Genomic DNA, 19,194 nt, shown 5'->3' on the forward strand with positions numbered 1-19,194 from the left:
TTGCCCCTCCTCCCAAACGGCGCTCGGGAAGAGGGGCGAGGGAAAAGGGAAACATTCCGGCGTTGCCATACCGCAGCCTTCGTAAGCCTGCGCGTGGCCTTCCAGGCCAAGCGCTACAAGGACACCGTCACCCGCAGCGCGGTGGGCGAGTTCCACAATGCCCTGCTTGGCCGCGCCGAGAAGGGCGTGTTCATCACCACCGGCCGCTTCACTCCGGATGGCGAGGCCGAAGCCACGCGCGATGGCGTGGTGCCGATCGAGCTGATCGACGACGGGCAACTGGTCGAACCGTTCCAGGACAAACTCATCGGCATCAGGCCCAAAATGGTGTATGAGGTCGACCATGCCTTCTTTGACGAATTCCGCCGTGAATCCTGAGCGAAGCGCCGCGCGCGATGCGACGGACGCCGATCTCGCCAGCGTGCTGCAGCGCCTGCACGAGGCGCAGGCGCGCGAGCCGATGCCTGACTGGCCCATCCGTGCGCAACGCCTGCGCAAACTGGAGCAGATGCTGCGCGAACAGCGCGCGGCGTTCGCGGCAGCCATCAGCGCCGACTTCGGCTGTCGGCCGCAAGAGGAAACCGACATGCTGGAGATCTTCCCCAGCCTGTCGGCGGTGCGCCATGCGCTGCGCCATGGTCGCCGCTGGATGCGTCCGCGGCGCTCGCTGGCGGGACTCGCCTTCCTGCCCGCCCACAACGTGCTGATCCCCCAGCCGCTAGGCGTCATCGGCATCATCGTGCCATGGAACTACCCGCTGTACCTGGCTGTCGGCCCGCTGGTCGACGCGCTGGCCGCCGGCAACCGCGCGATGCTGAAGATGAGCGAGTTCACTCCGCGCTTCTCGGCGCTGTTCGCCGAACAGGTGGCGAAATACTTCCCGCCCGACGAGGTGGTCGTAGTGAACGGCGACGCGGACGTGGCGCAGGCATTCTCTGCGCTGCCGTTCGACCACCTGCTGTTCACCGGCTCCACCGCGGTCGGCCACCATGTGATGCGCGCGGCCGCCGCCAACCTCACCCCGGTGACGCTGGAGCTGGGCGGCAAGTCGCCGGCGATCATCGGCCCGGGTGCGCGTTTCGAGCACGCGGTGGAGCGCATCGTGTTCGGCAAGCTGGTCAACGCCGGGCAGACCTGCATCGCGCCGGATTACGTGCTGCTGCCGCGCGCACGTGTGGCGGAGTTCATCGAGCTGGCCGGCAAGACGGTGGCGCGGATGTACCCGCAACTGGAGCGGAGCACGCAGTACGCCAGCATCGTCTCCGACCGCCAGTACCGGCGCCTCGTGGCGCTGCGCGACGATGCGCTGGCGGCCGGTGCACACGCGCATCCGCTCGGCGAAGCAACGGCGGACTCGGCGCGCCGGCTGCTGCCGCCGCAGCTGATGACCGACGTCGACGACGGCATGGCGGTGATGCGCGAGGAGATCTTTGGCCCGCTGCTGCCGCTGCTGCCCTATGACGCACTGGACGACGCGATCGCCCAGGTCGCCGCCCGCCCGCACCCACTGGCGCTGTACCTGTTCGAACAGGACCAGGCGAGCATCGACCGCGTTTTGGCGCGCACCCGCGCCGGCGGCGTCAGCATCAACGACACCCTGTACCACATCGCTCAGCACGACCTTCCGTTCGGCGGTGTCGGCGCTTCCGGCATGGGCGGCTATCACGGCGAGGCCGGCTTCCGCACGTTCTCGCACCTGAAGCCGGTGTTCCGCCAGGCCCGTTGGAACGGCGCCGGCCTGCTCAATCCGCCCTACGGCGAACGCTTCCGGCGCATGCTCACCCTGTTGCTGCGCCGCGGCTGACATTTCCCCCCGAGCATAAAAAAACCTCCCCGCCGGGGCGGGGAGGTTTCACTCGTACGGTTACCGCATGCCAAGCGTCAGAACTTGTACATCGCCGACACGCTCAGCAGATTGCCGTAGTCGTCGAAGTTGCCGGTCAGCGTGTCGCGGGTGCTGTCGGTGACATTGACGTGCGCGTTGTTGACAAAGATGTGCGCATACGAGGCATTGATCTCGAGGTGCTCGCTGGCCTTGTAGCCGATGCCGACAGTGACCATCTTGCGGGTCGAATCGGGCACGCGCGGGCTGCGGGTGCTCAGGTGGGTCGGGCTGCTGTCGACCGCGATGCCGCCGCGCAGGGTCAGCCTGTCGTTGAGGTAGTAGTCGCCGCCGATCGAGGCGTAGATGGTGTTGCGCCAGTTGTACGCTTCGGATGTCCGCGGCTGTGAGTTGCCGTAGTTCACCGTCAGGTTCTTGAACACGTCCCACTTGGTCCAGGCCACGTCGACGCCGAAACCGAATTTTTCGGCCTGATGCCAGTAGCTTGCGCTGGCCACCGCCGGGGTGGTGAAGTCGGCGCTGCCAGTGGTGTGGGAGAACGGCGGGATCGAACTGGCCAGCGACGGATTGGCGAGCAGCAGATCGTAGCCCGGCGTGGTCGTGAAGTTGCCGGTGCCTTCCAGGGTGTGGCTGATCTTGGAACGGTAGTTCAGCGCCAGCTTGTCGTTCGGGGTCAGCTTCCAGTAGCCGCCCAGCTGCCAGCCGTAGGCCCAGTCGTCGCCCTTGATGCGGGCATAGCCATCCGAACCCGGAGGCGTCACCGCCGCCACGCCGGCCGCGGCAGCCCGACCCTGCTGCACGGCTGCCTGGATCATGGCGGCAGCCTGGGCCGACGAGAGCTGCCCGGCGGCGGCCGCGGCCTGGATCTGTGCGACGCCGGCGGCGGTCTTGGCCCCGATGCCCTGCTGGATGCCCAGGCCCACGGCGTTGTAGTTGACCGCGCTGGTCAGCTCGGCACTGGTCTTCTGGGCGATGAAGCTGGCGCCCAGGCTGAAGTTGTCGGTGACGTCGAACGACGCCGACAGCGTGGCGTCCAGCGACTGGAACTTGGACTTGATGCCGTTATAGCGGCCGACCCAATTCTTGTCGTATTCGGTCTGGAAGCCGAACGGCACCGAGAAGCCGGCGCCCACGTGCATGCGGTCGCTGACCTGGGTGGCGAAGAACAGCGCCGGCACCGGCAGGGTGGTGCCCGCGTCGCCGCCGTTGCCACCGCTGATCGGGCGACCCAGTACGTCATGCGCGCTGCCGTCGAACTTGGCGCTGAAATTGATGGCGGTGACGTCGGCCTGCAGGTAGGTACCCTTCAGCTCGGACATCGCGGCCGGGTTGTTGACCACCACCGAGGCGTCGCCGCCGGCAGTAGCGGAACCCGCGTAGGCGCGGCCCAGGCCCTTGGCGCTGTTTTCCTTGAGCTGGAACGCACTGGCATCCGCGCTCGCGGGTGCGACCAGGGCGCCCACAACCGCGATGCTCAGCGCGGCAAGCGCCAGTGGACGGGCGGCGCCCGTGAGGGAACGGAAAGACGTATGCATCGCTAGCTCCTGCATGGTGTTGGAACAGCTCGGGTAGTGACGATGGATCGGCCGGAAGAACAATTTCATACGTGCGTTTGAACTTCCTTTGCAGGACTTTGCCCTGTTGGACAAGGCGTTGCAAGTGCGGTCGCAACAAATAACTAACGAGCGCATTTCAATCGGACAGGCAAACTGGAGGGCGGAGGGTCCCGTACCCCGCGCTGCTACTCTCGCCACCCCGCGTCCGCCCACCCATCCACACGGTGCCGCCATGCAATGTTTCGTCTACGCCAGCCTGCGCAAAGCCGACAGCTATCTATGGCTGGCGCAGCGCGACGCGTTCGACACGCTGCCCGAGCCGCTGGCGCTGCTGCTGGGCGAGCTGCGTTTCGTGATGGAGGTGCAGTTGGAGGAGGCCCGCAAGCTGCCGGTCGAGGATACCGCGCAGGTGCTCGAGCACCTGCGCACGCAAGGCTGGCACCTGCAGCTGCCGCCCCAGGAAACTCTGGCCGCCGCCAACCACCCCGCCTATACCCACGCGCCGCGGGATGATCGGGACGAATGAATCGCGCATCATCGGCTCGCGTTAACGCCTGGTTACCGCCTGCGCCGCCAACGATTTCTATACTGCCCCCCATGACCCAGCCCAAATCGCGCCGCCGCCCGCCCCTCCTGCACGCCCTGGCCTGGTTCATTCCCGGATGGTTCGCGGTCGCCGTCGCCGGCTTGGTCACGCACCCGCTGACCCTGGTTCCGCTGCTGCTGGCCAATGCGCTGACCATGGCGGCGACCTGCCACGCGATCGGCTTCGACCCCGAGCCGCGCTTCGGCCGCACCGTGCTGCGCCGTGGCGCTGCGCACCTGGTGATGTTCACCGGCTACACCGTGCTGGTGTTCGTGCTGGTGGCCTGGCCGATGCTGCAGCTGACCCATGAACCCAGCCTCGGCGCGGCGCTGGTGCTGGCCGCGGCGCTGGTGCTGGCGCTGGTCGCGCTGTGGCGGCTGTGGCCGGCGTTCGGCCTGGTGTTCGTGTGGGACGACGCCTATCCGAGCCAGCGCGACGGCTCGTGGATCTTCACCGCCACCTTGCGCAGCATCGCGTTCAGCCGCCACCTGTCGCGCGAGGAGCGCTTCTTCAGCCACTTCCTGCCGGCCGCGTTCGCGCTGCTGGTGCTGGCCTTCGGCGCGATCGCGTTGACCGGCCTGTACGGCGTGCTGCCGCCGGAGCCGCGCGTCGCCGCGCTGGCAATCTACGGCGCCGTGCTGCTGCCGCTGGGCTGCCTGGTGATCGCCAACCGCACGCTGCGCGCGCTCTTGTGCGAACGCCAGCAGCCGCGTCGCCGCGGCGACCCCGACCCGCGCGTCGACACCGCGCCGCGCCCGGTGCTGAGCGAGCAGGAACGCACCGCCGGCACGCCGGAGCAGGCCGCCGCGCTGCTGGCCGCCACCCGCGACGGCGACATCGAGCGCGCGCTGGCGCTGGTCGAAGCCGGCGCCGCCCCCGACACCGCGCCCCCCGGCGACGACCGCGACCAGCGCCCGGTGTTGATGCTGGCCGCCCTGCTGCCCGACACCCGCCTGCTGCGCGCGCTGATCGCCAAGGGTGCCGACGTCAACCGCGCCAGCGGCGGCATCACCGCGCTGCTGGCCGTCACCCGCGACAGCTGGCATGGCCGCGCCGAGGCGGTGCTGACTCTGCTTGCCAACGGCGCCAGCCCGCTGGTCACCGACGCCGAGGGCAACACGCCGCTGCACGGCGCCGTGCTCAGCGGCGATGCCGGCGTGGCCGCGATGCTGCTGGACGCGGCCGCGCCGATCAACGCCCTGAACAAGGCCGGCGTCAGCCCGCTGGCCACCGCCTGCCGCGCCGCCAACTGGCCACTGGTGAAATTCCTGCTGGAACGCGGCGCCAAGCCAGCCCCGGCCGACGGCGAACCGGCGCTGGTCGCCGCCGCCGGCATCGCCGACGACGACGCCGAAGGGGTGAAGCTGCTGCTCAAGCAGCGCGCCGCGGTCAACGCGGTCGACGCACGGCACCGGCATGCCCTGCTCGCCGCCGCCGCCGAAGGCCATGAACAGATTGCCCGCGTGCTGTGCGCCGCCAGCGCCGACGTCAACCTGGTCGATCGCCACGGCAGCAGCGCGCTGATGGAAGCGGCGCGTGCCGGCGCCGGCGGCATCGTGCAGCTGCTGGCCGAGGCGCAAGCGGACGCCGGCCTGCGCGACAGCCACGGCCGCGACGCGCTGACCCTGGCCTGCCAGTCGCCGCGCGCGCACGCCGACACCGTGCGCGCCTTGCTGGCACTGGGCGCCGATGCGAAGGCCGCCGGCGGCGACGGCCGCAGCGCGCTCGATCATGCCGCCGGGGCCGGGCGCTGGGATCTGGTCGCCCTGCTCGACCCCGACACGCCGCTGCCGGCCAGCCTCAGCCATGACGTGCTGGCCGAAGGCAACGACACCCCCGCCCATCTGCTGGACGCGCTGCGCTTCGGCCACTGGGCGATCGCCTCCGGCTTCGCCGAGCGGGTGCGCGACTGGCCGCAGGCGGAGCTGGCCCGGTTGTACCTGGAACTGGCCGGGGCGGGCCACGGCGCGGCGCGCCGCTGGCTGCTCGACCACGGCCTCGATGCCGAGGCCCGGCTGGAAGCGCCGCGCATCGACGACGCCGAAACCGCCGACGCACCGCATCTGCCGCCGCTGGGCCAGCGCCTGTTCGACGCCTTGCTGCCGCAGCTGCCGGACGCCACCGAGGCGCTGGATGATTTGCTGCAGGCCGGCGCCAGCGCGGCCGGCGCCGGCCTGCTGGCGCAGGCGCTGGCGCATTTGAACGGGGCCGCCGAGGGCGCCACGCTGCCGCTGAACCTGCTCGAACGCGGCGCCGACCCGTTCGGCGCCGACGCCCGCGAGCGCACGCCGCTGCAGCTGGCCGCGGCCAACGCGCAGTTGCCGCTGCTGCAGGCCCTGCTGGCGCGCGGTGGCGACCCGAACACCCGCGACCGCGACGGCCGCACGCCGCTGTTCGCCGCCCTGGAGCACGGTGCGCAAGCGTTGCCGCTGGTGCGCGCGCTGATCGCCCACGGCGCCAACCCCGAGGCCACCGACGCGAACGGCGAGACCCCGCTGGGCCTGGCGCTGGAGCACCCGGCGGTGGAGCGCTGGCTGGACTGGCGCGACTGGCCGCGGCCGAACCGCGCGCTGCGCGCCGACGACCTGCCCGCCGCCGCCAAGGCCGGCGCGCTGGCCAGCGTGCAGCGTCTGCTGGAACTGGGCTTCGCCGTGGACACCCGCGACGATCAGGGCGCCACCGCGCTGCTGCACGCCTGCGGCGCCGGCCACCGCGACATCGCCGCCTGCCTGCTCGGCGCCGGCGCGGACGCCACACTGCCCGCGCGCAGCGGCGTCACCCCGCTGGCCGCCGCGGTGGCCGCGCGCCGCGAGGCGCTGGTCGCCCTGCTGCTGCAGCACCAGGTTGCCGTCGACCAGCGCCTGCCGAACCAGGCCACCGCGCTGATGGTGGCGGCCGCGATGGGCTACCCGGAGATCGTCGAGCAACTGCTGGACGCCGGCGCGGCGGTCAACGCGGTCGACGACGCCGGCCGCAGCGCGCTGCATGCGGCGGCGCAGTTCGGTTTCGAGCACAACGACAGCCTGCGCGCACGGCGCCTGTTCGACCGCCTGCTCAAGCACGGCGCCGACATCAACCACGCCGACCACGAGGGCAAGACGCCGCTGCTGTTGCTGCTCGGCGCGCAACTGCGCCCGGGCAGCGCCTGCGACGCCACCCATCTGGGCGCGCTGGTGCCGCTGCTACTGGAGGCCGGCGCCAAGGTCGAACCCGCCGACCAGCGCGGAGTCACCGCGCTGCACGCCTGCGCCATGCATGCGCTGCTGCCGCCGGCGCGCGTGCTGCTGTCGCGCGGCGCCGACCGCAACGCGGCCGATGCGTTTGGGCGCACCGCGGCCGACGTGGCGCGGCAGCTGGGCTATGTCGACATCGCCCACGAGCTGGCCGCGCGCAGCAGCGCGATCCCCAGCGTGCGGCAGACCCTGCGCCAGCCGGCGCAGCCGTCGGACTGAGAGGTTGTGATTTTTTCAACCTCTCAGGCCGGCCACGGCGAGGGGCATGGCGAGGGCATGGATGCCCGAGTTGAGGCAACGCAGGAGCAGTTGCCCGATGGCCAGACATGAAACAGTCACTCAAGTGGGTGTTTCATGTGAGCGAGTCCGGGCGTGTACCGGACTCGCGATCGAAGAAAACCACAGGAAGTGGTTTTCTTCACAAGCTCTGAGCCTCCGCTACTCCCCTTCCTCGCCGGCCAGCGGCGTATCCGCGTCGCGCTGGCGCTCGCGTTCCGCGCTGCGCTCGGCATCGGCCTCGAACAGCTGCTGCAGGTCGACCATCGCCTCGCGCGTGCTCTGGATCAGCTTGGCCTCGTCGTCGTAGACCAGCGCCTGCTTCTTCAGCAGCTCCTCGTCGTAGCGGCGGAAGCGCTCGACCCGGTCGACCGCCAGCTCGTGCGGCAGGCCCAGCGCCTCCAGCGTCTTGCGGGTCATCTTGAGGCTGGAGTGGAAGGTCTCGCGCACCGGCTCCTCCACGCCCATGTCCATCAGCCGGAACACGTGCTGGCGGTTGCGTGCGCGGGCGATGATCTTCAGGTGCGGGTACTGCCGCCGCACCAGCCGCGCGGTGCGCAGGTTCGCCTCCGGGTCGTCGGTGGCCAGCACGAACACCTCGGCCTTGTCGGCCCGCGCCGCGCGCAGCAGTTCCGGCCGCGCCGGGTCGCCGAAGAACAGGTTGACGCTGCCGAAGCGGCGCGACTGGTCCACCTGGTCGGCCGAATGCTCCAGCGCCACGAACGGGATGTTCTGCGCGCGCAGCACGCGGGCGATGATCTGGCCCACTCGACCGAAGCCGGCGATGATCACCCGCGGCGTGCCGGCGTCGATCGCGTCGAACTCGCGCGACGGCTTGTTCGGCCGCACTTCCAGCACCTTCGCCGCCAGCACCACCAGCAACGGGGTCAGCGCCATCGACAAGGTGATCGCCAGCACCAGCGCGTCGCGTTGGACCGCGTCGATCAATCGCTGTTCGGCCGCCTGGCGCAACACCACGAAGGCGAACTCGCCGCCGCAGGCCAGCAGCACCACCAGGCGCAGCGTGTCGGAACGGTTGAGCCCGCCCAGCAGCCGCCCCAGCGGCCACAGCAGCACGCTCTTCAACAACAGCAGCGCGCCGACCAGGCCGAACATCAGCCCGGGCCGGTGCAGCAGCAGCGACAGGTCCATCGACATGCCGACGCTGATGAAGAACAGCCCCAGCAGCAGACCCTTGAACGGCTCGATGTTCGATTCCAGCTCGTGCCGGTACTCCGAGTCGGCCAGCAGCATGCCGGCCAGGAACGCGCCCAGGGTGGCCGAGACGCCGGCCATCTCCATCAGCAGCGCCACGCCCAACACCACCAGCAGCGCGGTGGCGGTGAACACCTCCGCCGAATCGGCCTTCGCCACGAAACGGAACACCGGGCGCAACAGATAGCGGCCGCCGACGATTACCACCACGATCACGCCGACCGTACGCAGCACCGCGAGCAGGTTGAAATCCTGCGCGGTGGAGGAAGCCAGCAGCGGCACCGCGGCGATCAGCGGGATCGCCGCCAGATCCTGGAACAACAGGATCGAAAACACCTGGCGGCCGTAGGCCGAACCGGCCTCCTTGCGCTCGGCCAGGATCTGCAGGCCGAACGCGGTGGACGACAGCGCCAGGCTGCCCCCCACGATCGCCGCGCCCTTGCCGCTGAGGCCGAACAGGAAATAGCCCGCCGCCGCGATCGCCACGCTGGTCGAGAGCACCTGCAGCAGGCCGGTGCCGAACACCGAGCGGCGCATCACCCACAGGCGTTGCGGCGACAGCTCCAGGCCGATCACGAACAGCATCAGCTCGACGCCGACCTCGGAGATCGTCGCCACCCCCTCGGTGTCGCTGACCAGGCCCAGCAGCTGCGGCCCGATCACCACGCCGGCGATCAGGTAGCCGAGCACCGCACCCAGCCGGAAGCGCTTGGTCAGCGGCACCACGATCACGGTGGCGAGCAGAAACACCACCGCGGTCTGCAGGAAATGATGGCTGTCCAAGCGCTGGCGGCTCCGGTCGGGGAGCTTCGATTATTCCACGCGGTCGAAGCCGTGCGCGCCACCGCCGTCACTCGGCGGGCGATCGGACCGGGAGCTCGTCTCGTACGCCAAGGTGAGCGATGCGGAGCACTACGCCCGGCTGGTGCCCAACGACACCATCGCCGCCAATGGCTAGACTCGCGGAATTGCCCTGCCTGGCTGGCCGTGACACAGTTCAGAGCTACAGGGGACAGTGAGCATCCGTATATCGGGATTGTTCAGGCTGTCGCCGCCCGACGAGCGATGCGCATGGACGAAAGCCTGATCCTGACCGAAGGTGAAGAACTGGTTTTACCGGAAGCGTTGGATGCCTGCTCCCGCACGCCATCGGTGTGGCCCGAATTGTCGGCGTTGAGTGGCGGCACCAACCTGCGCCGCCGACGCCTGCAACCATCGGCATTTCTGGCGTACAGGATGCCCACGTCACCGATGGAAGCTCAACTCAAGACCCGCGAGTTGAGCAAGCGCGTCAAGGCCCTCAAGGCTCATCACAGAATCTTGCACGAAGCCAACGCCACCGTTCTACCCGCCACCCTCGAACGCCTGTTCGCCTGAGCTGGAAGGATGCCGCTACGGTGATTGCCAAGCCCATCGGATCCATCACGGAAGCCGATCTGTTGCAATTGATCCAGGCGGGTACGCCGGAGAGCAAGCACATCAAGTACAAACGCACACTGCCTGACGGCGGCGACTCGGGCAGAGTGAAGTTCCTCAGGCCGGTGACCGCATTGGCCAACACACAAGGCGGCGACTTGATCTACGGCATGGAGGCGTCGGACGGCATTCCTCAACAGCTATGCGCCCTGACAATGCCATCTGCCGATCAAGTCCTGCAGCGGCTGGAAAGCCTTTGCGCCGACGGCGTTTCACCGAGATTGGCTGGCGTCCAGTACCGCTTCGTGCCGCTCTCCGGTGGTGGCGAGGTGCTAGTAATCCGGATCCAAAAGAGCTGGAACGCGCCTCATCGGGTCACTGCGGGAGGGCATGCGCACTTCTATGGACGCAATGCAGCAGGCAGCTACCCGTTGGACGTTGGCGAACTGCGCCAGGCATTCACGCTCTCAGAGTCGGTGGCTGAGCGCATTCGCGCCTTCCGTGCCAAACGATTGCTGGCACTAGGCAATGGCGAAGTACCGATTCCGCTCGTACCCGGTGTGCGGGTTGTCCTGCACATTGTTCCACTGCAGAGCCTGACCAGTGAGTTTCTCGTGGATATCAGTCCACGTACTCAGCAACAGATGCAGGCGTTAAATCGAGTCGAGCCGCCTGGGGCGGGTGGGTGGAGTCAACGAGTCAATCTGGACGGCCGCGTCAAGTACGACAATGAGCGCGATGGAATGGCCAGAGCCTATGCTCAGCTATATCGCAGCGGCATGATTGAGGCTGTACAAGTTTGGCCTGAATGGCAGGGTGAGAAAGTCCTGCCAAGCCAACTCTATGAGCGCGACATCATCAACGCCTTGCGTTCCTATCAGCAGGCGTTGCCGGACCTTGGGTTGGCAGCGCCGGCATACATCTTCTTCTCGTTGCTTGGTGTGACAGGGTGTGTCTTGGCCGGAGACAACCGATTCACACGCAGGGCCTACTACGCCGACCGCGATGCACTGATTCTGCCGGAGCTTCTGGTCGAAGACTAGTCGATCGAATCCGCCGAAGCCATGCGGCCCCTGTTCGATATGGTTTGGAATGCCTTTGGCTACGAACGATCCTTCAATTACGACGAAAACAGCCACTGGACGGAGCGTTGAGGTCAGACCATGCCGATTCAGCCGTTGCAGATTGTCGAGATACTGGAGCGCAGCGAGCAGGGTGTGACCCGCCCGTTCCTCTGTCGATGCAACGACGACCAGCTCTACTACGTGAAGGGTCAGGGCGCCGGCCGGCGAAGTCTGTTATGCGAGTGGTTCGCCGGCCATCTCGCGCAAGCATTGGGTCTGCCGCTGCCGCCATTCGCCATCGTGCAGGCGCCGCGGGAACTGGTCGAGCTGCATCCGGAAGGAAGCGACCTTGGCGCTCGGCCAGCCTTCGGCTCCCGGGTGGTTGCGCATACGCAGGAGCTGACTGTTTCCCACCTGCATGACGTGCCCATGCCCTTGCAACGGGACGTACTGGTATGCGACTAGTGGATACACAACCCGGATCGCACCCTGACCACGCAAAGCGGCAACCCGAACCTGCTGTGGGACACCGACAACGGCCAACTGGTGGTGATCGACCACAACGTGGCTTTCGATACGGCGTTCGATGCCCGCGCGTTCAGCGAGACGCATGTGTTCGCTGGTGTGATTTACGATACGTTTCATGACCTTGTGGAGCGGCTGAGCTATACCCAGCGACTCCGTTCGGCGCTGGCGGCGTGGCCGACGGCCTGCCAGAATGTGCCCGACGAGTGGTGGTTCGCAGACGAGGAACGCACGGTTCCTGCAAGCGTCGACCCCGACGCCGCACTGGCGCTGCTGAACCGCTGCACGCACGAGGATTTCTGGAGGCTCGCGCCATGAACAGGTACGCCTGCCAATACGCCATCATCCGTTTCCTGCCCTACGCGGAGACGGGCGAGTTCGCCAACGTGGGCGTCGTGTTGGCGTGCCCGGCTACGGGCTACCTGGAAGCGCGTCTGATGCTGCCCCGCAGGACGGCTCGCATCACCGGCTTCTTCGAGAAGTTGGACCGACGCATCTATCGCGAGGCCATGGACTACCTGAAGGAAGAGCTGACGCGGGTCGGCAAGCTGGTGGCCGATCGCGGCCATGGCAACCCGACGTTCGCACAGCAGGCCTTTGCCGGGTTGGTTCGCCCGCGCGAGGCCTTGTTGCGATTCAGCGAGACTCGCGTGATTCTAGCCGAGCAGCCGGCGGACACCTTGCACAAACTGTTCGCCACGATGGTCGAACGTGACTTTGCGGACAAGGCCTACCACGACCAATGGTTGGAGCGTGGCGTGAGGGAGACCTTGCGCAAGGCTAAGTTGCGCGACTACTTCCAGCCGGGCGACATCGGCAATCAGGATCTGCACATCCACGTTCCGTTCCTTCATCAGAGGGAAGGCCGGCCACAGCTCGCCATCAAACCGCTCGATTTGGCCAAGGACGAACCGAATTTGGTATACGGCATTGGCGCTCGCTGGGTAGGCCAGATGCGCTTGTTGCAACGGCATCAATTGCTGCCGGAAAGTCTGCTTTTCGCAGTCAGCATGCCTGATGCGAAACACGAGCGCGTCCATGCTGCCGTCGAGGAGATCCTTAATGATCTTCGCGGCACCGCGGCCGTCCAAGCCGTGCCGATCACAGACGTCGCCGCGATCACGACTTTTGCCAACGCTGCAACGACTGTGTACTGACGCCTGCGGCGTCGGTGACTTCGAAGGGTAAGTCCCCGCACGACGCGCACTAGATTGCATCCCCAGGCAATTGCCTGGGGATGCTGTGTTGCTAGAAGTTTCCGTCCAAACGGACTTTCGTTCTTTGAGCGGTTAAGGGGTCGTACAACTCCTTACGAAGGAAGCGCTCAAGCCCGGGGAAACCCAAGCTGTCATCGACAATACCTTTCGCGACAGCCCCATCCCGACCACCGACACAACGATCATCGGGATTCTGCCGCCGTTCTTACGCTTAGCCGCCAGCAATGGCCACGCGGCCAAGAAGCAGACTGCGCGGGGCAAACTGGTGGCGTCTTCGAGCGTTGCTATGGTCGGTCTTGATGTCGGTCTGTGGCGGTTAGATCACCACAAACCATCGAGAGGAGTCCCCACTTCAGACTCCAACCACGAAAAAGGCCGGCAATACCGGCCTTTTTCACACCCTGAGCCTACGACTTACTTCTTCGGCGCGTCCTTCAGCCCGCGGTTCTCCAGCATCGGCTCGGTCTCGGGGTCGTGGCCGCGCCAGTCCTTGTACATCTTCGCCAGCTCCTCGGTGTTGCCGCGCGAAAGCACCATCGCGCGGAAGCGGTCACCGTTTTCGCGGCTCAGGCCACCGTGTTCCTTGAAGCCGATGAAGGCGTCGTCGGCCAGCATCTGCGTCCACAGGTAGGCATAGTAGCCGGCGGCGTAGCCGTTGCCCCAGATGTGCTGGAAGTAGCTGGAACGGTAACGCGGCGGCACGTAGGACAGGTCGATACCGTCCTTCTTCAACGCGGCGGCCTCGAACTGATCGGCGTCCTGCAGCGGCGCGTCGGCGCCGAGCGTGTGCCAGTTCATGTCGAGCAAGGCGGCGGCGACCAGCTCGGTCATGTCGTAGCCCTTGTTGAACTTGCCGGCCTTCTTCATCTTGTCGACCAGCGCCGGCGGCATCGGCGCGCCGGTCTGATAGTGCTTGGCGTAGTGGGCGAACACCTTCGGGTCGGTGGCCCAGTGCTCGTTGAACTGCGAGGGGAACTCGACGAAGTCGCGCGCCGTGTTGGTGCCGGACAGGGTCGGGTACTGCTCGTCGGCGAAGATGCCGTGCAGCGCATGGCCGAACTCATGGAACATGGTGATCACGTCGTCGAACGACAGCAGCGCCGGCGCTCCCGCGGCCGGCTTGCTGAAGTTGCACACGTTGAAAACTACCGGCTTGGTGCCGAGCAGCTTCGACTGGTTGACCAGGTTGTCCATCCAGGCGCCGCCGTTCTTGTTGTCGCGTTTGAAGTAGTCGGTGTAGAACAGCGCCAGCGACTTGCCGTCCTGGTCGAACACCTCGAACACGCGCATGTCCGGCTGGTACACCGGAATGTCGTGGCGCTCCTTGAAGGTCAGTCCGTACAGCTGGTTGGCGGCGTAGAACACGCCGTTCTGCAGCACGTCGTCGAGCTCGAAGTACGGCTTGATCTGGTTCTCGTCGAGGTCGAACTTCGCCTTGCGCACCTGCTCGGCGTAGAAGTTCCAGTCCCACGGGGCGAGCTTGAAGCTGCCGTGCTGCTGGTCGATCACCGCCTGGATGTCAGCCGCCTCGGTCTTCGCGCGAGCGGTGACCGCGGGCACCAGGTCGTGCATGAACTTCAACGCCGTTTCCGGCGTCTTCGCCATCTGGTCGTCCAGCTTCCACGCCGCGTAGTTCGGGAAGCCGAGCAGCTTCGCCTGTCCGGCGCGAATCTGCGCCAGCCGCTCGATGGTCTTGCGGGTGTCGTTGGCGTCGCCCCGCTCGGCACGGTTCCACGAGGCCTCGAACAACGCCTGGCGAGTGGCGCGGTCGGCAAGATCCCGCAGCTCGGGCTGCTGGGTGGTGTTCTGCAGGCTCAGCACGTACTTGCCTTCCTGCTTGCGATCCTTGCCGGCCTGGGCGGCGGCAGCCAGCTCGGCGTCGGACAAGCCGGCCAGCTTCGCCTTGTCGGCGATCACTGGCGCGGCGTCCCTGGTGGCGGCCAGCAGCTTGTTGGTGAACGCGGTGCTCAGCGTGGACGCTTCCTTGTTGAGCTCCTTCAGCTTCGCCTTGTCGGCGTCGGAGAGCTTCGCGCCGGCGTGCACGAAGTTCCTGTAGACCACCTCGACCAGGCGGGCGGATTCCGGGTCGAGCTTGAGCGTATCGCGCTGGTCGTAGACCGCCTGCACGCGCTGGAACAGCTTGCCGTTGAGGTGGATCGCGTCCTCGTGCGCGGCCAGCTTGGGCGCTTCCTCTTCCTGCACCTTCTGCAGCGTGTCGTTGGTGTTGGCGCCGGTGACCGCGCTGAACGTCGCCATCACCCGGTGCAGCATCGCGCCGGATTTCTCCATCGCCACGTAGGTGTTCTCGAACGTGGGTGCGGCCGGGTCGTTGGCGATCTTCTCGATCTCGGCCAGCTGCTGGCGCATGCCTTCCTCGATCGCCGGCTGGTAGTCGGCGTCATGGATCTGGTCGAACGGCGGTGCCTGGAACGGCAGCGTACTGGCGCTGTAGAACGGGTTGCTGGTCATGGCGGTGGTGCTGCTGGCGGCGGCGACGGAAGCGGCCTGCGCGGGTGGATTGGCGGCCCCGTGCGGCGGCTGCGAGCAGGCGGCGAGGGCCATGGTGGTGGCGATCATGATCATGCGCAGGCGAAGCATGCGGTCTCCCGGGTTGAGATGTGCCCGTCGGCGGGCAGGGCAAGTCGTGACCGTCGACTGTAGCGACAGCGCGGCGAGTTTCCAAACCGCGGGATCCCGCGTCAGCGCCTGCGCGCCACCTCAGGCCGCGCGCAGGTCGCGCAGCTGCCACGCCGCGCCGATCAGCAGGTACAACCGGTGACGCACCACGCTCATCGGCAGATCGGTGAGCAGGTCCACGTCGGTGCGCAGGTCGGCGACCTTCGCCCGCACCTGCGCCGCCGGGTCGGTCGCGCCAAGGCTGGCGTCAACCGCATCCGGGTCGGGCTGCGCCGCACGCCAGCGCTGGAACAGGCCGTCGTCGCGCAAGGCCTGCTGCAGCGCCGCAGCGAAGTCGCTCGGGCCAGCACCGTCGTAGGCGAAGCGCGGATCGTCACCGCGCGCATGCGCCAGGTCGGCGATCGAGAGGTAATAGTGGTTGCGGGCCATGGGGACTCCGGAATGCCAGACGGACATCCATCCCAGCACGCCGCACGTGAAGTTCAGTCCAACGCCGCCACCGCGGCACGCAGATAGCCGACGGCCTGCGCCGGCGCCACGCCGTGCGGCAACACGCCCAGGCATGGCGCTGGCAACAGCTCACGCAAGGTGGCCAGGTTCTCCTGGGGCACGTCCATCGCCGGGTCGACGCCATTGCCGATCCAGCCGAGCAGGCGGCAGCCGTCGGCCACGATCGCGCGCGCGCTGAGCTGGGCGTGGTTGAGACAGCCCAGCCGCAGGCCGACCACCAGGATCACCGGCAGCTGCCACTGTTTGGCGATGTCCGCGGCGAACAGCCCCGGCGCCAGCGGCACCAGCCAGCCACCGACGCCTTCCACCACCACCGTGCCATGCGCCGCCTGCAGCCGCTCGAAGGCCACGCGCAGCGGTGCCAGCGTGATCGCCACACCGTCGTGCGCCGCCGCCAGGTGCGGCGACAGCGGCTCACGCAGCGCCACCGGATTGACCAGCGCGTACGGCAGTTCCACGCCACCGGCCGCCAGCAGCGCCAGCGCGTCGTCGTTGCGCAGGCCGTCGGGCGTTTCCGCGCAGCCGCTGGCCACCGGCTTCATGCCGCAGGCATCGCGGCCCGCCGCACGCAACGCATGCAGCAGGGTGCAGGCGGCATGGGTCTTGCCGATGCCGGTGTCGGTGCCGGCGATGAACACCGCGGCCGTCATGGCTGCGCGTAGCGCCGGTTGAAACGATTCGTCACCGGACCGATCAGGAACAGCAGCGCGTACATGAAGCTGGGAATCGACTCGCCGCCGATCAGCAGCAGGGTGAGGATGAACGCGAACGCGCCATCCACGAACATGTCCAGCCGTCCCGCCTCGATTCCCTCGCCCTGCCCGGTCAGACTCATCATGCATCTCCATGCTGGTGGCCGGCGCATAATACGGGTTTTGCTGCAGGCCACGGTGCATGTTCGATCTGAAAACCCACAGCTACGCCAGCAAGCGCGAACACTACGACGACCTGCTGCGGCAGGCACGCAGCATCCTCGCCGGCGAGCGCGACCTGATCGCGAACGCGGCGAATTTCAGTGCGCTGGTTTACCACAGCCTGCCGCAGCTGAACTGGGCCGGCTTCTACCTGTACGACGGCACCGAGCTGGTGGTCGGCCCGTTCCAGGGCAAGCCGGCGTGCATCCGCATCGCGCTCGGCCGCGGCGTCTGCGGCACCGCCGCACAGACGCGGCAGACCCAGCTGGTGCGCGACGTCAATGCGTTCGCCGGGCACATCGCTTGCGACGCCGCCTCGCAGTCGGAAATCGTGGTGCCGCTGGTGAAGGCCGACGGCGGCCTGCTCGGCGTGTGGGACGTGGACAGCCCGGTCACCGACCGCTTCGACGAGGACGACCGCGCCGGCATGGAGGCGCTGTGCGCGGTGTTCATGGATGCCACATGCCGCTGACCACCCTTCGCGTCCGAGCGTAGGAGCCCGCTCGCGGGCGATGCTCTTGGAGCCGGGAGCCGGGAGCCGGGATTCGGGATTTGCAAAAGCAGAGCATCGCCCGCGAGCGGGCTCCTACGCGTTAGCCTTCGCGATTTTGATGCGTGCCTTCGCGCGGCTGCCGCAACAGCGCTACCACCGCGGCGCGCGCCTCGTCCACACCGCTGCCGGCGGTGGAGGAGAACACTTGCGCGGTGGCGTGCAGACCATCGGGAAAGCTCTTGCGCATCGCCGCCAGCGCCTGCGCGGCCTGGTTGCGCGAGAGCTTGTCGGCCTTGGTCAGCAGCAGGTGGCAGGGCAGGCCCGTGGCGAAGCAGAAGTCCAGCATCATCCGGTCGAACTCCTTCAGCGGATGGCGGATGTCGGCAATCAGCACCACGCCGCGCAGGCTGCGCCGCTGGTGCAGATAGCGATCGATCTCCTGCCGCCAGTGCTCGCGCAGCTCCTGCGGCACCTTGGCGTAGCCGTAGCCGGGCAGGTCGACCAGGCGCACCTCCAGCGGCGGCTCACCCTCGGCCTGCGCCAGCGGTGGTCGCTCCTGCGCATCCTGCGCCCGCGACACTGGTACATCCTTGTACGGCGGCAGCGAGAACGCCACCATCTGCTGGGTACGCCCCGGCGTCTTCGATGTGCGCGCCAGGCCCTTGTGCCCGGTCAATGCATTCAGCGCGCTGGACTTGCCGGCATTCGAGCGCCCGGCGAACGCCACCTCGGCACCGCGGTCGGCGGGAAGCTGGCTGACACGATGGGCGGCGAGTACGAACTGCGCGCCTTGCAGGGGATTGGACATGGGGGTGGTTTGACCAAGCTATGGTGGCACGGGGATAATTCTGCGGCTTCTGCCTGTCGCAGGCCGCGTGGCCATCATCCCTGGCAGTGTTCGCAAGTCTCTCGGGAGTCAAGTGTATGAGTTTTCGGTCCGCTGGTTTTCGGCCCGCTGTCCTCAGGTCCGCCGTAGCCCTGGTATTTGCGCTGACCAGCACTGCACTGCTTGCACAGGACGCCCAGCCGGCCGCCGCCGGCACCGCGGCAACCCCGCCGGCTGCAGTTGCCGCGCCGGCGCCCGCCGCCAGCGTCGCGGTCAAGCCCGGCGACGCCACGGCCGGCCAGGCCAAGGCCGCGGTCTGCGGCGCCTGCCACGGCATGGACGGCAATTCGGCTGACGCGCAGTACCCGAAGCTGGCCGGCCAGAGCGAGCAGTACATCGCGCGCCAGCTGACCAGCTTCAAGGCCGGCAAGCGGCAGAACCCGATCATGATGGGCATGGCCACGCCGCTGTCCGAGCAGGACATGCACGATCTCGGCGCCTACTTCGCCAGCAAGACCGCGTTGCCCGGTGTAGCCGACCAGGCGCTGGTGGCACACGGCCAGACCCTGTTCCGCCAGGGCGACGCCACGCGCGGCATTCCGGCCTGCATGGCCTGCCACAGCATCGACGGCCGCGGCAACCCGGGCGCGATGTACCCGCAGCTGGCCAGCCAGCATGCGCAGTACGTCGAGGCCACGCTGAAGGCCTGGCACGACGGCACCACCTGGGGCGACGACGCCCACGCGCAGGTCATGCCGGCGATCGCCAAGCAGCTGAGCGCCGACGACATCGCCGCCCTGGCCAGCTACATCGAGGGCCTGCACAGTGCCGCCAGCCAGCCGGCCAGCGCACCCTGATCGAAACGCGCCGGGCACCATCCCGG

Annotated in this window: 16 protein-coding genes and 1 pseudogene; 10 read left to right on the top strand and 7 right to left on the bottom strand. The window is 67.6% G+C overall.

Features of this window, described 5'->3' with window-relative positions; translation table 11 throughout:
* The first annotated feature begins 93 nt into the window (after positions 1–93).
* Positions 94–378, top strand: a complete 285-nt coding sequence (locus tag AC3WTD_RS07525; RefSeq protein WP_235642453.1) for a restriction endonuclease — start codon at positions 94–96, stop codon at positions 376–378.
* Positions 368–1,804, top strand: a complete 1,437-nt coding sequence (locus tag AC3WTD_RS07530; RefSeq protein ID WP_492613408.1) for a coniferyl aldehyde dehydrogenase — start codon at positions 368–370, stop codon at positions 1,802–1,804. Before AC3WTD_RS07525 ends, AC3WTD_RS07530 begins: the two co-directional genes overlap by 11 nt.
* Before the next feature lie 77 nt (positions 1,805–1,881).
* Here the strand turns inward: AC3WTD_RS07530 and AC3WTD_RS07535 are convergent, their stop codons facing one another.
* Positions 1,882–3,378 (bottom strand): OmpP1/FadL family transporter, encoded by a 1,497-nt coding sequence (locus AC3WTD_RS07535; protein WP_492613409.1) that lies wholly within the window; start codon positions 3,376–3,378, stop codon positions 1,882–1,884.
* Between the two features lie 253 nt (positions 3,379–3,631).
* Here AC3WTD_RS07535 and AC3WTD_RS07540 point away from each other — a divergent pair, with 253 nt between their 5' ends.
* Together AC3WTD_RS07540 and AC3WTD_RS07545 are read left to right on the top strand one after the other, a co-directional pair.
* Entirely contained in the window at positions 3,632–3,925 is a 294-nt protein-coding gene (locus AC3WTD_RS07540) for a YcgL domain-containing protein (protein ID WP_008436685.1), read from the top strand.
* Between the two features lie 71 nt (positions 3,926–3,996).
* A complete protein-coding gene (locus AC3WTD_RS07545) occupies positions 3,997–7,437 on the top strand; it encodes an ankyrin repeat domain-containing protein (RefSeq protein ID WP_492613410.1) in 3,441 nt (1,146 codons plus the stop codon).
* Between the two features lie 219 nt (positions 7,438–7,656).
* On the opposite strand, the gene AC3WTD_RS07550 is transcribed toward AC3WTD_RS07545, so the two are convergent.
* Complete coding sequence (locus AC3WTD_RS07550; protein WP_492613411.1) at positions 7,657–9,492, bottom strand: monovalent cation:proton antiporter-2 (CPA2) family protein; 1,836 nt, start codon at positions 9,490–9,492, stop codon at positions 7,657–7,659.
* Between the two features lie 288 nt (positions 9,493–9,780).
* On the opposite strand from AC3WTD_RS07550, the gene AC3WTD_RS07555 reads away from it, so the two are divergent.
* From AC3WTD_RS07555 to AC3WTD_RS07570, 4 genes and pseudogenes are all read left to right on the top strand, one after another.
* Complete coding sequence (locus AC3WTD_RS07555; protein WP_492613412.1) at positions 9,781–10,086, top strand: hypothetical protein; 306 nt, start codon at positions 9,781–9,783, stop codon at positions 10,084–10,086.
* Between the two features lie 20 nt (positions 10,087–10,106).
* A complete protein-coding gene (locus AC3WTD_RS07560) occupies positions 10,107–11,168 on the top strand; it encodes an AlbA family DNA-binding domain-containing protein (RefSeq protein WP_492613413.1) in 1,062 nt (353 codons plus the stop codon).
* Positions 11,169–11,288: 120 nt separating this feature from the next.
* A pseudogene (locus AC3WTD_RS07565) lies at positions 11,289–12,032 on the top strand (HipA family kinase).
* Positions 12,029–12,871 carry a DUF3037 domain-containing protein gene (locus AC3WTD_RS07570; RefSeq protein ID WP_051257476.1) on the top strand — a complete coding sequence of 281 codons (843 nt, stop codon included), beginning with the start codon at positions 12,029–12,031 and terminating at the stop codon, positions 12,869–12,871. Before AC3WTD_RS07565 ends, AC3WTD_RS07570 begins: the two are co-directional and overlap by 4 nt.
* 474 nt (positions 12,872–13,345) lie before the next feature.
* On the opposite strand, the gene dcp is transcribed toward AC3WTD_RS07570, so the two are convergent.
* The 4 genes from dcp to AC3WTD_RS07590 form a co-directional block, all read right to left on the bottom strand.
* Positions 13,346–15,529, bottom strand: coding sequence for a peptidyl-dipeptidase Dcp (gene dcp / locus AC3WTD_RS07575; RefSeq protein WP_492613414.1), 2,184 nt, complete (start codon positions 15,527–15,529; stop codon positions 13,346–13,348).
* A 120-nt stretch (positions 15,530–15,649) separates the two neighbouring features.
* On the bottom strand, positions 15,650–15,997 hold the full coding sequence (locus tag AC3WTD_RS07580; protein WP_027491459.1) for a hypothetical protein: 348 nt from the start codon (positions 15,995–15,997) through the stop codon (positions 15,650–15,652).
* A gap of 53 nt (positions 15,998–16,050) precedes the next feature.
* Complete coding sequence (bioD, locus tag AC3WTD_RS07585; RefSeq protein WP_027491460.1) at positions 16,051–16,728, bottom strand: dethiobiotin synthase; 678 nt, start codon at positions 16,726–16,728, stop codon at positions 16,051–16,053.
* The gene (locus AC3WTD_RS07590) at positions 16,725–16,913 is read right to left on the bottom strand and encodes a hypothetical protein (protein ID WP_492613415.1); all 189 of its coding nucleotides are present in this window, start codon (positions 16,911–16,913) and stop codon (positions 16,725–16,727) included. Before AC3WTD_RS07590 ends, bioD begins: the two co-directional genes overlap by 4 nt.
* Positions 16,914–16,972: 59 nt before the next feature.
* On the opposite strand from AC3WTD_RS07590, the gene AC3WTD_RS07595 reads away from it, so the two are divergent.
* The gene (locus AC3WTD_RS07595) at positions 16,973–17,464 is read left to right on the top strand and encodes a GAF domain-containing protein (RefSeq protein WP_492613416.1); all 492 of its coding nucleotides are present in this window, start codon (positions 16,973–16,975) and stop codon (positions 17,462–17,464) included.
* 121 nt (positions 17,465–17,585) lie between these two features.
* On the opposite strand, the gene AC3WTD_RS07600 is transcribed toward AC3WTD_RS07595, so the two are convergent.
* Positions 17,586–18,293 (bottom strand): GTP-binding protein, encoded by a 708-nt coding sequence (locus tag AC3WTD_RS07600; protein WP_027491463.1) that lies wholly within the window; start codon positions 18,291–18,293, stop codon positions 17,586–17,588.
* 116 nt (positions 18,294–18,409) lie between these two features.
* Here AC3WTD_RS07600 and AC3WTD_RS07605 point away from each other — a divergent pair, with 116 nt between their 5' ends.
* Positions 18,410–19,168 carry a c-type cytochrome gene (locus AC3WTD_RS07605; protein ID WP_492613417.1) on the top strand — a complete coding sequence of 253 codons (759 nt, stop codon included), beginning with the start codon at positions 18,410–18,412 and terminating at the stop codon, positions 19,166–19,168.
* Positions 19,169–19,194: the final 26 nt, after the last annotated feature.

It is taken from the genome of Rhodanobacter sp. FW106-PBR-R2A-1-15 (genome assembly GCF_058789735.1).